This window comes from Micromonospora sp. WMMA1363 (assembly GCF_030345795.1).
Classification (GTDB): Bacteria; Actinomycetota; Actinomycetes; order Mycobacteriales; family Micromonosporaceae; genus Micromonospora.
The window spans coordinates 4,266,349-4,281,395 of the sequence record NZ_JAUALB010000001.1; the positions used below are offsets into that span (position 1 = coordinate 4,266,349).

General features: G+C 72.3%; 12 protein-coding genes and 1 pseudogene. 5 read left to right on the forward strand and 8 right to left on the reverse strand.

Annotation, left to right across the window (positions count from 1 at the left end):
- Positions 1 to 5: 5 nt before the first annotated feature.
- The 3 genes from QTQ03_RS19860 to QTQ03_RS19870 all read right to left on the reverse strand — a co-directional run bounded on the left by QTQ03_RS19860 (position 6) and on the right by QTQ03_RS19870 (position 4,601).
- On the reverse strand, positions 6 to 635 hold the full coding sequence (locus QTQ03_RS19860) for a phosphoribosyltransferase (RefSeq protein WP_289279353.1): 630 nt from the start codon (positions 633 to 635) through the stop codon (positions 6 to 8).
- A 3-nt stretch (positions 636 to 638) separates the two neighbouring features.
- Positions 639 to 1,970 carry a glycosyltransferase family 87 protein gene (locus QTQ03_RS19865; RefSeq protein WP_289279354.1) on the reverse strand — a complete coding sequence of 444 codons (1,332 nt, stop codon included), beginning with the start codon at positions 1,968 to 1,970 and terminating at the stop codon, positions 639 to 641.
- A 126-nt stretch (positions 1,971 to 2,096) separates the two neighbouring features.
- Positions 2,097 to 4,601: a putative bifunctional diguanylate cyclase/phosphodiesterase gene (locus tag QTQ03_RS19870; protein WP_502889877.1), complete on the reverse strand. Its 2,505-nt coding sequence runs from the start codon at positions 4,599 to 4,601 to the stop codon at positions 2,097 to 2,099.
- Positions 4,602 to 5,855: 1,254 nt separating this feature from the next.
- On the opposite strand from QTQ03_RS19870, the gene moaC reads away from it, so the two are divergent.
- The 4 genes from moaC (at position 5,856) to QTQ03_RS19890 (ending at position 8,628) form a co-directional block, all read left to right on the forward strand.
- Positions 5,856 to 6,347, forward strand: coding sequence for a cyclic pyranopterin monophosphate synthase MoaC (gene moaC / locus QTQ03_RS19875; protein WP_289279356.1), 492 nt, complete (start codon positions 5,856 to 5,858; stop codon positions 6,345 to 6,347).
- A 41-nt stretch (positions 6,348 to 6,388) separates the two neighbouring features.
- Complete coding sequence (locus tag QTQ03_RS19880; protein WP_289280908.1) at positions 6,389 to 6,862, forward strand: MogA/MoaB family molybdenum cofactor biosynthesis protein; 474 nt, start codon at positions 6,389 to 6,391, stop codon at positions 6,860 to 6,862.
- A gap of 81 nt (positions 6,863 to 6,943) precedes the next feature.
- Positions 6,944 to 8,203: a molybdopterin molybdotransferase MoeA gene (locus QTQ03_RS19885; protein WP_289279357.1), complete on the forward strand. Its 1,260-nt coding sequence runs from the start codon at positions 6,944 to 6,946 to the stop codon at positions 8,201 to 8,203.
- On the forward strand, positions 8,200 to 8,628 hold the full coding sequence (locus QTQ03_RS19890) for a molybdenum cofactor biosynthesis protein MoaE (RefSeq protein WP_289279358.1): 429 nt from the start codon (positions 8,200 to 8,202) through the stop codon (positions 8,626 to 8,628). The genes QTQ03_RS19885 and QTQ03_RS19890 overlap by 4 nt, the downstream gene beginning before the upstream one ends.
- Positions 8,629 to 8,674: 46 nt before the next feature.
- Here QTQ03_RS19890 and QTQ03_RS19895 read toward each other — a convergent pair whose 3' ends face one another.
- Both QTQ03_RS19895 and QTQ03_RS19900 read right to left on the reverse strand, forming a co-directional pair.
- Entirely contained in the window at positions 8,675 to 10,108 is a 1,434-nt protein-coding gene (locus tag QTQ03_RS19895) for a glycosyltransferase 87 family protein (protein ID WP_289279359.1), read from the reverse strand.
- A gap of 216 nt (positions 10,109 to 10,324) precedes the next feature.
- Entirely contained in the window at positions 10,325 to 10,870 is a 546-nt protein-coding gene (locus QTQ03_RS19900) for a DoxX family protein (protein WP_289279360.1), read from the reverse strand.
- Between the two features lie 135 nt (positions 10,871 to 11,005).
- Here QTQ03_RS19900 and QTQ03_RS19905 point away from each other — a divergent pair, with 135 nt between their 5' ends.
- On the forward strand, positions 11,006 to 11,551 hold the full coding sequence (locus tag QTQ03_RS19905) for a GNAT family N-acetyltransferase (RefSeq protein WP_289279361.1): 546 nt from the start codon (positions 11,006 to 11,008) through the stop codon (positions 11,549 to 11,551).
- Between the two features lie 138 nt (positions 11,552 to 11,689).
- Here the strand turns inward: QTQ03_RS19905 and QTQ03_RS19910 are convergent, their stop codons facing one another.
- The 3 genes and pseudogenes from QTQ03_RS19910 to QTQ03_RS30725 all read right to left on the reverse strand — a co-directional run.
- On the reverse strand, positions 11,690 to 12,925 hold the full coding sequence (locus QTQ03_RS19910) for an ATP-binding protein (protein WP_289279362.1): 1,236 nt from the start codon (positions 12,923 to 12,925) through the stop codon (positions 11,690 to 11,692).
- 141 nt (positions 12,926 to 13,066) lie between these two features.
- On the reverse strand, positions 13,067 to 13,474 hold the full coding sequence (locus QTQ03_RS30375; protein ID WP_353890640.1) for an LppU/SCO3897 family protein: 408 nt from the start codon (positions 13,472 to 13,474) through the stop codon (positions 13,067 to 13,069).
- Between the two features lie 502 nt (positions 13,475 to 13,976).
- Positions 13,977 to 14,264: pseudogene (locus QTQ03_RS30725) on the reverse strand (LppU/SCO3897 family protein); the annotation flags it as partial.
- Positions 14,265 to 15,047 lie beyond the last annotated feature (783 nt).

Below are 15,047 nucleotides of genomic sequence, written 5' to 3' on the forward strand. Positions count from 1 at the left end.
TCGACTCACGCCGTCGCGGTCAGCGCCTCGGTGACCTCGTCGTCGGTGACCTCGTGGAAGTCGTCGAAGTAGGCGCTGACCGCCATGAAGTCGGCGTGATGCTGTGGGCAGAGGACCTGGTCGGCCTCGGCGGTGAGCATCTCGTACGCCTCCTGTGAGCCGACCGGTACGGCCACGACGACCCGGCGGGCACCGAGGTGGCGCGCGACCTGGACGGCGGCGCGGGCGGTTGCCCCGGTGGCGAGCCCGTCGTCGACGATCACTGCGGTGCGGCCGGCGAGGTCCAGCGGGGGGCGGCCGGCTCGGTAGAGTCGTTCACGGCGTTCCAGTTCGGCCTGTTCCCGATGGTTGACCTCGGCGATGTCCGCCGGGCTGAGCCGGCTCGCGACCACGTCGTTGAGCACCTGCACCCCGCCGGGACCGAGGGCACCGAAGGCGACCTCGCGGGCCCAGGGCATGCCGAGCTTGCGGACGACGAGGACGTCGAGCGGGGCGCCAAGCCGCTGGGCGATCACCTCGGCCACGGGCACGCCACCGCGTACCAGACCGAGGACGATGACGTCCGGTTCGCCGGCGAGGGCGGTGAGCCGGTCGGCGAGTATTCGTCCCGCCTCGGCCCGGTCTCGGTAGGTCATGTTTCAGGTGTACGCCGTGCCGGCCGTCTCCGCCTGGTGGTTCGCCGATCCCGGTGTGACCGGGTGCCGAGGCGGGACGAGGGCGGGCGCCCAGACCAGGAAGGCGAGCGGGTAGAGCAGGTAACCAAACCGGGGCGAGGGCATGAACAGGATCGCGGCGAGCAGTCCGTACCCGCAGACAAGCGAGGCGTCGGCGGCGCCGCGGGGCGGGCGGTGGGCGAGCCGAACAGCGATCGCCAGCCCGGCGGCGAGTAGCAGCCCGGCGGCGATCGCGCGGCCGGTCGGCAGTGCGGAGGCGACGAGCTGACCGGGGAACGGCGACTGCGCGGGGCTGGTCACCAGGCCGTGGCCGAGTGGGAAGCGGAGCAGGTTCTCCACCAGTGCGTCGCGGTCGACGAGCAGCGCGGGTAGGAGCGCGGCGACCGGCAGACCGAGCGCACCGGCAGCCACCCGCCACCCGGACCGCCGAGTCATACCCCAGATGATCAGAACGAGGGCGACGGGCCAGGCGAAGAGTTTCAGCGCACCGGCCAGGCCCACCGCCATGCCGGCGCGACCGGGCCGTCCGGTGGCGGCGAAGGCGAGGGCGAGCAGGCTGAGCGCGAGGACGGGCAGGTCGTCGCCACCGGTGGCGAGGGTGAGCGAGCAGACCGGTATCACGGTCGCGGCCTGGACGGCGCGCAGCACCGCCGCACTCCGCCCGTCCCGGTCGCTGGGGGCGTGGCCTCGACGGAGGGTACGTAGGGTGAGGGCCAGCGCGGCGGCGGTGGCGAGCGCGAACCACACGCGGGCATCGCTCCACGCCGCGTCGACGGCCGAGCGGGGCAGACCGAACAGCGCCATGCCTGGCTGGTACGGCGTGTAGCCGAGCAGCTGCTCACCGGGGGGTAACGCGGCGATCGCGTCCCGCCCGAGGTAGGGGGTGCCGATGTCGACCAGCCTTCGCCCGGACTCCTCGACGACGATGACCTCCTCCTGTGCCCGGTCGATGCGTCCACCGGCTCGTTCGATGCTCTGCACGACCACCGGGAGCAGGGCGGTGGTGGTCCAGGTGAACACGGTGACCGCCCAGCGGGCGGGCAGCCCGGCCAGCGGGGAGGTGGGGTGGTGACGCCGGAGCAGGAGCTGACCGATCGCGGCGAGGGCGGCAAGCAGGTAACCCGCGGCGGCCACGGCGCCCCAGGCCCGGTGCGGGAGCAGGGTGGAGGTGAGTGCGGTGAGCGCGGCGAACGTCGCCGAGGCGGCGTAGAGGGCCAGGTCGAGGGCGAGGCCGCCGGCGGCGGTGTCGAGGGCCCGCCAGCCGCGGTGGCGAACGGTCGAGGCGGCGGCGGTCACGCGGGTCAGTCTGGCAGACCTCGGGTCGGTCCGCTCGGCCCGGCCGATCCGGTTGTGCGGCGACGTCGCCGCCGTTCGGTCAGGGTGGCCGGCGGGGGTGCGACTGGACGGTCCGCCCGGGTTCGGTCAGGCCGGCTGGTTCCGGCCGCGGGCGGCGGACCGCCGCCCGGCGGGGAGACGGACGATCGCACCGGCGTCGTGCAGCGGTGCCGCGAGCAGGCCCGGGTGGCCACCAGAGCCGCGTCGCAGCGCGGCCAACAGCGCGCCGGCGGGCATCGGCCGGGCGAAGAGGTGCCCCTGCCCGCCCGTGCAACCCAGCTCCCACAGGGCGCGGCGGTGCGGCTCGTTCTCCACCCCCTCGGCGATCACGGTGAGGTCGAGACTGCGCCCGAGGTCCAGCGTGGACCGGATGACGGCGGCGGCCTCGACGGAGCTCTCCATCTCGGTGACGAAGCTTCGGTCGATCTTCAGCGTATGCACCGGTATGCGGGAGAGCAGGGAGAGGGACGAGTAGCCGGTGCCGAAGTCGTCGAGCGCGAGCCGGACACCCTCGTCCCGCAGCCGGCTGAGCACCCGGTCGACGATGTCGAGCTGACTCAGGGTGAGTGTTTCGGTCAGTTCCAGCACCAGGCTGTGCGGCGGCAGGTCGTGGGCGCGGAGCCGGGAGAGCACCGAGCCAGGGAACCGGGCGTCGAGGAGACTGCGGGGTGAGACGTTGACCGCCACCGGGACGACAAAGCCGGCGTCCCGCCAGGTCGACGCCGCGACGAGCGCCTGGTCGAGGATCGTCTCGGCGAACGCTGGCAGCAGCCCGGACCGCTCCACCGCCTCCAGGAAGCGCAGTGGGTCGATCATGCCGTGGGTGGGGTGGTGCCATCGGGCCAGCGCCTCCGCGCCGGTCACCGCGCCGGTGCCGAGGTCGACGATCGGCTGGAAGTTGACGGTGAACTCCTGGTCGGCCACCGCCCGGGGGAGGTCCCCGCCGAGGGTGAGGCGGGTGATGTCGGCGGTGTCCCGGTTCGGGGCGTACGTCGAGATGCGTTGGCCGGCCCGCTTCGCCTGGTACATCGCGACGTCCGCGCGGCGCAGCAGCTCGACCATGCCGCCGGTGGCCGGGGCGGCGGCGATGCCACCGCTCGCCTCGACGCTGACTCGCATGCCGTCCAGGTCGAACGGCTCGTGCAACGTGTTGAGCAGGGCCTCCGCCCGGTGCGCGGCGACCGCCGGGGCGGGCAGACTCCGTAGCAGTACGGCGAACTCGTCGCCGCCCAGCCTCGCCACCAGGTCGGTGGGCTGCACGGCCCGGCTCAGCCGGTCGGCGACCTGCACCAGCACCTGGTCCCCGGCGGCGTGCCCGAGCGTGTCGTTGACCTCCTTGAAGTGATTCAGGTCGATCAGGACCAGGGCGGTCACGCCGTCGGCATGCCGGGTGCTGAGCTGTTCGGTGCCCTGGTCGAGCAGGTGCCGGCGGTTCGCCAGCCCGGTGAGGGCGTCGTGGGTGGCCGCGTACGCGTGTTCGTCGGCGACCCGGGACAGTTCCGCGTACGCCTGCGCGTTGCGTACCGCCGTGCAGAGCGCGGACGCGAAGGTGCGCAGGGTGTACTGCTCGCGCTCGGAGAGCCGTACTGGACCGCGGAACCGCAGGCGCAGCATGCCCACATCGACGGCTTGGTCGTGACCCTCCAGCGGGGTGGTCAGCACCGTGCCTTCGACCCAGGTCGGGTCGGTGGCTGGCCCGTCGTAGGTGATCGTGCCGGCGCCGCCGCGGACCATGCGTCCGCCGTCGCGCAGCTCGATTTCCACCTCGTCGGCAGAGAAGAGTTCGGCGGCCTGGGTGACGGCGGTGGTGAGAACCTGGTCGAGGTCGACCACGTTGAGCGCGTCGGTGGTGCGCGCGAGCCGCTGCCAGGCCTGCTGCTCGGTGCGGGCCTGGATCCGGTTGGAGTACGAGAGGTGCAGACTGAGGACGAGCGGCGGAATGGCGAGCAGGAAGCGGCTGTCCACCTGGAGGATCACGAGCGTCGACGCGGCGACGAGGAAGCGGACCCCGAAGCCCGCGAGCCGGAGGTCGAGGCCGTTGGTGAAGTGCCGCCGGATGCGGGTGCCGGCGGCGAGCGCGATGACCGGAATGGCGAGCACCTCATCGAGGATCACGGCGACCAGGTACGTCACCGCGAGTAGCCCCACCAGGTGGAGGGACTCCATGCCGGACCAGGTCCACGGGAGCAGCGTCAGGACAGATCCGGTGCCCCAGGCGATGAGGACGTTCTTGCCGATGTTGAATGCGGCCTTGATCGCTGGCAGCCGCAGCGACGCGATCGCGATCGCGATCGCGGTGCTGATTACTACCCATGCGGTCGGTGCGACCGCCACGCCGATGACGATTGCGGTCTCGGTCCAGTTGATCAGATGGTTCGTCGACCGGATGCGGATCCGGACCTTGACCAGGTGAGCGACGGCGACCATGAGGGTGAGCATGATCAGTGTCGCGACGTCGTATGCGGACCGTGGCACGGCGGACGTCGACAGGACCCGTACCGCGTCGACGGTGACGACCGCCGCTCCAACGACAATGAGACCGACGAGCAGACGAAGCTGCCGATCGGTCTCGATGTCGGGTTGCTTGGGCACGGTCACGTCACTCCCGGTCACCGCGGTGCGCCACTGGCACCGTACCCTCCGACGGCCGGGAAAGCCCAGGCCTTCTCAGCCCCAGTCGCTGCCGTTCATGGCATTCTCCCTCGTACTAAATCGCTTCTCCGGCCATGTCTCCGCCGCTTAGGAATGGAACCTTATGCGGAGTTGAGATCGTTTAGTAGGGATAAATGTCATTATTCCCAGGATAGGTGAATCCGACGCGAGTTCGTAACTGTTTGTGGATGGGTCGTGTGCGGAGAGCGCAACCCTTTCTGGCCTGCATTCGGTCTGCTGGTCGCGGTGTATGCGCGGGCGATGCATTATCCCCGCACGCACTCAAGGTGTGGGGGTGGCTGCCCTCGCTCATCAGCAGATCGGCCGACTTCGCCCGCACGGCCTACGGTGCGACCAAGAATCGTCCCTCGGAGTAGGGAATCGGGGGATCGTGGACATTCGAGTGCTTAGCAGCCTTGAAGCAGGTCTGAGCGATAACGTCCCCCGATCCTGGAACCCCGAAGCCGCAGGCCGTGCTCGCCCTGTTGGTGACGCTGGTGGGACAGGTCGTGACGATCGAACAAATCGTCGATGAACTCGGGCCGAACGACCCACCCCGTCGGCTGTTCCATCGTGCGGACACACGCCGCGAATCTCTGCCGTGCCTGCGAGGCGGTGCCCGCGGTCGAGGACCTCGAGGGCCGATAGCACGGTACGCGCGAGAGATTCGCGGCGACTGACCCTCCTGCCGTATTCCGGGGGTGCGGAGCGGCTACTCGACTTGCGCTGCACGCTTCGCTTCACGCGGGCCGTTACCGTCCACACGCTCTCGACGTAGGAGTCGAAATCGGGGTGGCCGAGTCGACGTGGCACGGTCTGTTCGCGGAGGTGGCGCCGACCGGCTCATGGCGGGAGCACGTTCGTACCTGATGCGGCGATCTGGCTGTCGAACAGGAACGGCGATCACTGAGGGCTGGCCAAGTCCTGGCCAACTTCGGCGTCGTCCACCGCATCCTTTCTTCGGGCTAATCAATGGCCTGCCGGGCTGTCCCAGTGACCTCGGCGGTGGTCGGCGAGGAGGGGACGACGCCGGACGTCCCGACCGGCGTCGTCTCTGGTCCGTCTCGCCCATGCCGCTCCCGGGTCGGCCGATCGGGAGAGGCGTCGCCGACCGGCTGGGCCCCGGGCCCGCCGCCCCCGGCTGCGGGCGGCGGGCCCGGTGCCGGGTCGTCTACAGCGGATAGGCTCCCCGACGTGACGAATCCCGCGCAGCTCACCCACGTCGACGCGGCCGGTGCGGCTCGCATGGTCGACGTCTCCGCGAAGGCGGTAACCGGTCGGCTGGCCGTCGCCGCCGGCCGGCTCCGGACCACAGCCGAGGTCGTCGACCTGCTGCGCCGCGACGGGCTGCCGAAGGGCGATGCCCTCGCCGTCGGTCGGCTCGCCGGCGTCATGGGTGCGAAACGCACCCCGGACCTGATCCCGCTCTGCCATCCGATCGCCCTGCACGGCGTCACCGTCGACCTGTCGCTCACCGACGACACCGTCGAGATCACCGCGACGGCGCGAACGGCCGATCGCACCGGCGTCGAGATGGAGGCGCTCACCGCGGTCGCCGTCGCCGGCCTGGCCCTGGTGGACATGGTGAAGGCGGTGGACCCGGCGGCCTCCGTGGACGCCGTCCGGGTGCTGCGCAAGGAGGGCGGCAAGACCGGCCCGTGGCTTCGCCCGCAGGACCGGCCGTGAGGCACGTGGAGCCCGGCGGGCAGGCGGAGCAGGGGCCGGCCGTGATCCGGGCGCGGGTGGTCGTGGCCTCCAACCGGGCCTCCGCCGGGGTGTACGCGGACACCAGCGGCCCGCTGCTCGCCGCCGGCCTGCGGGACCTCGGCTGCGAGGTGGACGAGCCGGTGATCGTCGTGCCGGACGGCGACCCGGTCGGCGAGGCGCTGCGGGCCGCCGCGGCGGAGGGCGTGGACGTCGTCGTGACCAGCGGTGGCACCGGCATCAACCCCTCGGATCGCACGCCCGAGCTGACCCGGGCGCTGCTCGACCACGAGATCCCGGGTATCGCCGAGGCGATCCGCGCGTACAGTCGGGACCGGGTGCCCACTGCGGTGCTGTCCCGAGGGGTTGCCGGTGTGCTCGGCCGGACGCTGGTGGTCAACCTGCCCGGCTCGACCGGTGGCGCCCGTGACGGACTGGCCGTGCTCGGTCCGATCCTCGCCCACGCCGTCGATCAGATCCGGGGTGGCGACCACTGAGGCGACCGAGGCGGGCACCCGCGGGTGCGGGCCGCCGCCACTGGCCCCGCGGCGGGGAAGTCGCCCCGATACGCTGATCCGGTGAGCACGGAGACCGCGCCGGCCGCCGACCGGGTCGCCCCGCCCCCGCCAGCGGGTTGGGAGGAGGCGCGCTCCCGGGTACACGGGGTGGGCCTGGCCGCCGTGCTGCCCGAGGTGACCCGGTCGCTGGCGGAGACCGACGGGCACATCCTCGCCGAGCCGTTGACCACCCGGACGGCGCTGCCGGCGTTCCCGACCTCAAGCGTGGACGGCTGGGCGGTGCGTGGTGCCGGCCCGTGGCGGGTGGTCGGGCAGGTCCTGGCCGGTGGTACCCCAACCCCGCTGACCGAGGATGGGACGACGGTAGAGATCGCCACCGGGGCGATGGTCCCGGAGGGCGCCGCCGGTGTGCTGCGGGTCGAGGAGTCCAGCCGTACCCCAAACGGTCTGGTGGCCGGGACCCTGCGGTCGGTGCCGGAGTGGCGCGAACCCGGCGAGGAGGCGGACGCCGGGGAGGAACTGCTGCCCGCCGGCATCTCCGTGGACCCGGCGGTGATCGGTCTGGCCGCCTCCTGCGGACACGACAGCCTGCGGGTGCGGCGGCAGCCGCGCGCGGCGCTGCTGGTCTTCGGCGACGAGCTGCTGACGGCCGGCCCGCCGGGCGCCGGTCGAGTCCGCGACGCGCTCGGACCGGCGGTGCCGGCCTGGCTGCGCCGCTACGGTTGCGTGGTGCGCCCCTCCGACGTGGTGGGGCCGGTGGCGGACACCCTCCCCGCGCACGTGGCCGCGCTGCGTGGCGCGCTTGCCGGTGCCGACCTGGTCTGCACCACGGGTGGCACGATGCACGGCCCGGTCGACCACCTGCACCCGGCGCTGGCGGCCCTGGGCGCGGGCTACGTGGTCAACACCGTCGCCGTGCGGCCCGGCTTTCCGATGCTGCTGGCCCGGTTGACCGGTGCCGACGGCCGGGCGCGGTTCGTCGCCGGGCTGCCGGGCAACCCACAGTCCGCCATCGTCGCCCTGGTGTCCCTGGTTGCTCCGCTGCTGGCCGGCCTCGCCGGCCGGCCGCTGCCGGCGCTGCCGCACGCGACGCTTGCCGAGCCAATCCCCGGCCGGGGCGATCACACTCGCCTCGCGCTCGTGCGGCTGGACCGCGCCGCCGGCATCGCTTACCCGGTCGGGCACGTCGGATCGGCGATGCTGCGCGGGCTGGCCGGTGCCGACGGGTTCGCGGTGATCCGGCCGAGGACATCGGGGGAGCCGGGAGACCGGGTTCCGGTCGTGCCGTTGCCGCTGTTGCCCGGGGAGCGGGTCGGGTGACCGCGCCCGTCGTCGTGTTCGGGGAGGTGACCGAACGCCCGCTCGATCTCGCCGCGCACGAGGCGGCGGTCGCCAACCGGAGGGCGGGCGCGGTCGTGTCGTTTCAAGGCGTGGTCCGCGACCACGACCACGGCCGGGCGGTGACCAGCCTGGAGTACGAGGGGCACCCGAGCGCCGAGCGGGTACTGCGTGGGATCGCCGCCGTGGTCGCCGCCGACCCCGACGTGTACGCGGTGGCCGTGTCACACCGGATCGGGCCGCTGGCGATCGGCGACGCGGCGCTGGTGGCGGCGGTCAGCACCGCCCACCGCGCCGCCGCCTTCGCCGCGTGTGCCCGGCTGGTCGACGAGGTGAAGGCGCGGCTGCCGATCTGGAAACGACAGGTGTTCGCCGACGGTACCGAGGAGTGGGTGAACTGCCCCTGACGGCCGGTCTGCCGCCGGCGCGGGCCGGGCACCGGACGGAGGACCGTCAGCGACGGGCGGCCAGCGCACCCGGCCGGGCGGTCCGGTCACCGTAGAAGGCCGGCTCCGCTCCGGGGCGCCACGGCAGGGCGGCGACCAGCACGATCAACGCCACGGCCAGCGAGTTCTCCATCAGGGCGCCGAAGAGGCCGTCCTGATAGTGCGACACCTCGGGGAGTTGGTGCTCGTACGGCCAGATCGGCGAGACCAGGAAGAGCAGGTAGAGGAGCACGGCGGCGCCGCCGTGCCGGAGCCCGGTCAACGCCGGGTACCAGATCGGGGAACGGAGGCCGTTCACCCCGGGTAGGCCGCCCAGCCCGGCCCGGGTGGTGGGGTTCCGGCTGGCGTCCCGGCGGCGCACCGCGGCGTCGGCCAGGACGATGATCGCGGGGATCACCCAGACGAGGTGGTGGGTCCACGAGATCGGGCTGATCACGTTGGTGGTGAGCCCCACCAGGGTGAACGCGGTCAGCTCGTCGCCGTCGGCGCGGGCGTTGACGGCGCGGGACAGGCCGAGCGCGAGCATCAGGATCGCGAACGTGAACCAGAGCAACCCGGGCGTCTCGATCGAGTCGTACAGCCGGGCGAGCAGCCCGGCCAGCGACTGGTTGGGTGTCATGTCGGCGGCGCCGACCCGTTCGGTCTGCCAGAGCACCCCGCCGAAGTAGGCCCGTGACTCGGGGCCGACCACGGTGAACGAGCCCACCGTCACGGCCAGCGCCGTGGCGATCGCGGTCGTCGCCGCGCGCCACTGCCGGCCGATCATCAGATAGATGATGAAGAGGGCGGGGGTGAGCTTGACGGCGGTGGCGAGGCCGATGCCCACGCCGGCCCAGGCGCCGCTGTAGACGAACCGCAGCAGTGGGCCGTCGCCGGGCGCGACGTGGGTGCCCCGGCGGGCACGCCACCGCAGACCGATCAGGTCGGCCATGATCAGCGCGAACAGGAGCAGGTTGACCTGGCCGTAGCCGAGGGTCTCCCGGGCGGGTTCGAGGGCGACGGCGAGCGGCGTCGCGATCGCCACCGTGTACCAGAGGGGCCAGCCGAGCCGGTCGATGCACGGGCGGAGTAGCCCGGCCAGGACGATGGCCAGCGCGGCGATGCTCGCCGTGGCGTTGACCAGGCCGGCCATTTCGACCGGTAGGTGCGCCATGGGGAGCATGACCAGTCCCGCGAACGGCGGGTAGGTGAATCCGAGGGTGGTGTCGGGCGCGATGAACCCGTACAGCTCGTGGCCGCTCGCCCACCACACCACCGCGCCGTGGTAGATCTTCATGTCGAAGAAGCTGTACGGCCGACCGAACGCACCGATGGCGAGCCACGCGGCGTAGGTGACGGCGACCACGATGCCGGTCCGTACGACTGTCCTGCGATCGATCCCACGTGTGACGCGACGGACCGGGGTGCGGCGGTCCACCCGTCCACCGACGGCCGTCGGCATGGCGTGGCCACCCCCGTACCAAGATCGTCCAACCCGTCCAGGTCCGCTACGGAGCCTAGAACGGTCCCTCACGTCATTGCCTCCCGCGTTATGTGACCGTGTCCGATCCCACACAAGTTTTTGACATTTATTCCGCGTTAAGTGCCTACCGGGCTATTCGCCGAGTTTTGTGCTGTTGGCGTGGGTGGCGTCGACGGAGGGGAGGATCGACGCAGGTCAGCCTGGGTGTCGACGGGCCGTCGCTGCTGATCGTACGGCGATTCGGGCTTCGCGGCGGGCGGTACGGACAGCTCGCCGCATCGAACGGCGAGTGTGGTCGATCCGATGCCCGGTGCGCCACCGCAGGCCCGGCTTTCCCTCCGTGTCGGCGGCGACGAGCAGGAGACCGCCGAACAGGCCGAGGTTCTTGACGAAGTGGATCTGGTTGTCGTGCCGTGTCGCCGGGTCGTCGTCGGTCCAGAAGGAATGCGCCGCGAGGGTGACCGGCACCAGCGTGCTCGCCAGCACCAGCGCCGTCAGGCGGGTGAACTTCCCGGTGGCGAGCATCAGCCCGGCGCTGACCGCCACCGCCGCGTTGGCCCGGATCAGCGTCTCGGTGTCGGTGGGGAACCGGGGGTGGACTCTCGCCAACATGGGTGCCGCCCGGTCGGTCATCGGCTTGGCGGCGGCGGCCATGCGTTCCGGGTGAGCGAAGAACTGGGCTCCACTGACCACGAAAATGCCGCTCAGCATGGCACGGGCGAGGGAGCGTACGGGCGTCATGGGTCAGTCATACCCCGTTGCGTCCACGGGCACCCCCGCAACCGCCGATCCGGAAACGGTCAGCGTTGACTCCTCGCCACGCCGATTCGAGCGACCGTCGCTGATGAACCGCGGGCGGCGGGTAACCTCCCCCGCGTGACGACACTGCGGCTCCGTCCGGAGGATCCGGCCGACACCGGTGCGGTCCGCCGCGTGCTGGCCGCCGCCTTCGCCCGCCCGGACGTGGCCACGCCGCCCGAGGTAGGGCTCGTCGACGAGCTGCGGGGAAGCGAGTCCTGGCTACCGGCACTGGCCATGGTCGCCGAGTATGGCGGCGAGGTCGTCGGCTACGCCCTGCTCACCCGGGTACGGGTGCACTCCGACCAAGGCGACGTGCCCGCGTTGGCCCTCGGCCCGGTCGCTGTTGCCCGGCACCGGCAACGGATCGGGCTCGGCACGGCGGTCGTGCAGGCCGCCCTCGACGCCGCCACCGAGCTGGGTGAGCGGTTGGTGGTGGTGCTCGGCGACCCGGCGTACTACCGACGGTTCGGCTTCGGCCGCGCCGACCGAATGGGCCTCACCAGCCCGTGGTCCGGCCTCGGGGAACCCTGGCAGGCGCTGGTGCTGCCCCCCGCCACCGGCGGCGAGGGAACGCCCCCGCAGGGTGAGGTGATCTTCCCGTCCCCCTGGTCCAAGGTCTGACCCCGCGCCCGAGCCGCTCGGCACCTCTCATGGTCGCACCGCGCGAGCCATCGCACCTGCCGATCACACGGATCGTGTGCGGACCCAACGCCGGCATGTCCGGCAGCGGACCCAACGCCGGCACGTCCGGCACCCGGCTCAGGCCGGTTGGGTCCGCAGGTAACGGCCGAAGTGCGGGACGGTGAAGGCGACTGTGCCACGTTCACCGGAGTAGATGAGCCCCTTCTTGATCAGGGCGTCGCGGGCTGGCGAGAGGCTGGCGGGCCTGCGTCCCAGGGCGCGGGCGATCTCGGCAGTCGGCACGGCGGCGTCCATGTCGTCGCGGCCACCGTCGGTCTCGGGCTCGACCAGTGACAGCGTGGCCATCGCCCGCATGTACTCCCGTTCGGCCGGGGTGGCCCGCTCGAAGCGGGAGCCAAAGAAGCCAACCGCCAGCTCCGCCTCCGCCTCGGGTGCCGCCACCCGGACGTCGGCGGCGGTGATCGGTGACCGGGGGGCGTGGTCCCAGGTCGCCTTCCCGTACGCCTGGACGAAGTACGGGTACCCGCCGGACTTCTCGTAGAGCAGGTCGAGCGCCTTCTGCTCGTATTCGACCTGCTCGCGTTCGGCCGGCGCGCACAGTGCCTGGTCGGCGGCGATCCGGTCCAGCCGGTCGATGCGCTGGTAGCGGAAGAGCCGTTCGGAGTACGACTTGGCGGCGCTGAGCACGGCCGGCACATGTGGCAGGCCGGCGCCGACCACGATCAGCGGCGCGCCGAGCTGGGACAGCTCGTGACAGGCGGCGGACAGCGCGGAGACGTCCTCGGGGCCGAGGTCCTGCATCTCGTCGATGAAGATCGCGATGCCGGTGCCGACGTCGGCGGCGACCGCGGCGGCGTCGGTGAGCAACTCGACCAGATCGATCTCGATGTCCCCGGAGTCGGCGCGCCCGCTGGCGGCGGGCACGTCGATGCCGGGCTGCCAGCGATCGCGGAGCTTCGGGGCACCGCCGCGGCCGGTGGGCGTGGAGCGCTGCGCGAACGCCTTGAGCACCCCGAGGAAGGCGGCTATTCGGTCCGGGGCGCGGTGCCGGGGAGCCAGCTCGCGTACCGCCATGTGCAGCGCGGCGGCGACCGGGCGGCGTAACGACTGGTCGGGCCGGGCCTCGATCTTGCCGCTGCCCCAGAGCCGGTTGATTGCCTGCGAGCGCAGCGTGTTGAGCAGCACCGTCTTGCCCACCCCACGCAGGCCGGTGAGCATCAGGCTGCGTTCGGGTCGGCCCCGGGCGATCCGCTCCAGCACGACGTCGAAGACGTCCAGTTCGCGTCCCCGCCCGGCCAACTCGGGCGGGCGCTGGCCGGCGCCGGGGGCGTACGGGTTGCGGACCGGATCCACGCATCGGAGAGTATCGGGCCGTCTAGCGGCCGGGCTAGACATCCGTAGATGGGACTATCGGCGTGTCGGGCCTTCCGCGTCGGTCTCGACACGAAACTAGGGCTGTCTAGCGTGGAAGCTAGACAGCCCTAGTTTCGGCGATCAACGCTCTTTCAGGCAGAGCACGTAGTCGAGCAGGTTCACCGAGTTGTCGTGCACGTAGTTGGCGGTGGCCTGCGGGGCCAGGGTCTCGCAGCGGTCCCCGTCGGCGGTGGCAGGGATGCGCAGCAGCACCTCGTACGTGCCCGGACCGCAGGGCACCTTGCGCAGCTCGGCTTCGTCGTCGGTGCCGTCGTTGACCACGCAGTCGCCCTTGGCGAAGTCGTCGTCCGCATCCGCGGTGGGCTCCACGGGCGGCAGCGGGTCACCCCTCGGCGGCACCGGCTCCGCAGAGGTCTCCGGCAAAGACACCGACGGGGAATCGGCGTTGTCGGCCGCCTGCCACACGGCCCAGCCGGCCAACCCGAGGCACGGACAGAGCAGGAGCAGCACCACCAAACCGATGATCAGCGCGATCCGGCCGCCACGGTTCTTCGGCGGCGTCGGCGGCATGGGGTACCCGGTGGGCGTTCCCCACTGCCCGCCGGCCGCCGGCCCCGGTGGCGGGCCGGCCGGCGGGAAGGCCGCGGGTGGCGGGCCGGCCGGCGGGAAGGGACCGGGCGGATATCCGGCGCCCGGGGTTGGTGGTGGGTATCCGGCGCCGGAGGTAGGTGCCGGGCCGGCTGCCGGCGGTGGGGCCGGCTGGCCCCACGACGGCGCCCCTGGTAGCTGGCCACCGATCGGTGGCGTACCCCACTGCGGCAAGGTCGGGTCGGCGCTGGCCGGCGGTCGGCCCCATTCCGGAGTGGTCGGATCGGTATCCGGCTGCGGCCGACCCCAGTGCGGCAGGGTGGGCTCGTCGCCGGGCTGGCCGGGCTGGCGCATGGTGGGCTCGTCGCCCGGCCGGGCGACGTCGTCCGGCGGTCCTGCTGGTCCGTTGGTCGTCATGGTCTCTTTCCAGGGGTGCGGTGGCTCAGCGCTGCTTCAGGCAGAGTACGAAGTCGAGGGTGTCCAGCTCGCTGTCGAAGAAGTACCAGTTCGTGTAGCCGTCGACCTTGGCGCACTTCGCCGCCGCGTCCTTCTCGCCGGTGGTCGGGCCGTCGACGCGGCGCAGCACCTCGTACGTCCTTGGGGCGCACTCGCTGATCAGCAGCTTGGGTTTGTCGCCGGCCGGCCCGTCGTTACGAACGCACTCGCCGACCTCGACGAACCGCGGGTCGGCCGAGGACTCGGGGGCCGCGGCGACGCTCGGCACCGGACTCGCCTCATCGGCCGGTGTGGACGCCTGGGCCGCAGCGGCCGTCGGCGATGCCGCCGGCGGTGGAGCATCGGCCTGGCCGAGCCGGTAGACGAGCGTCACACCGCCGCCGACCACCAGCAGCAGGGCGGTGGCGAGCGCCGCGATCAGCGGGCGCCGACCGCGCGGCGGCGGGGACGGTGGGACCGGGGCGCCGACGTAGCCGGCCGGGCCTGGCGGATACCCGCCGGTCCCCTCGGGGTTTCCGGTCGTGTCCCAGGGCTGGTAAGCCGGGCGGTGCGGCTCCGGGCCGTGCCTCTGGGTTCCGTAGTCCGGGGGCCCGTGCCTGTGGGGGTTGTCGTAACGCGGCGGGCTGACGTATCCCGCCGGGTAGGTCCCGGGGTTCGGGTCCGGCGGATACCCGGCCTCATCGCCTCGCCACCCGCGTTCGACCGGCCGGTACGCCTCCTCCGGGCGCCGGTTCCGCCACGGCTCGCCGGCCGTGTCGTCCGGTGGTCCGTAGTTCGCCATGCCTGCCCTCCTGCACGAGTGGTGAGGTCGGCCACCTTCGGGGGACGCCGACGCCACCGCCACCGTAGCGGACGACACGATGAGGTCACCTCCGCCGAGTGCGCCCGGCTGCCCGCCGGCTGCGTGCCGTGCTCGCTCTGGTCTGGACGGCGCTGCTGCTGGTGCATGTGCGGTGGGGCTCGACCAGCGAACGCCCGACCCGACGCCTACCGGTCACCACCGGCGGTGGGGATGCCGGGAAGGGACTCCTCGTCGACAAGGGTCTTCCCGCGTTCG

What these genes read in the sequence shown, in the direction of transcription:
- QTQ03_RS19860 (WP_289279353.1), bottom strand. Translation starts at nt 635, where the DNA reads ATGACCTACCGAGACCGGGCCGAGGCGGGACGAATACTCGCCGACCGG.
- QTQ03_RS19895 (WP_289279359.1), bottom strand. Translation starts at nt 10,108, where the DNA reads ATGCCGACGGCCGTCGGTGGACGGGTGGACCGCCGCACCCCGGTCCGT.
- QTQ03_RS19900 (WP_289279360.1), bottom strand. Translation starts at nt 10,870, where the DNA reads ATGACGCCCGTACGCTCCCTCGCCCGTGCCATGCTGAGCGGCATTTTC.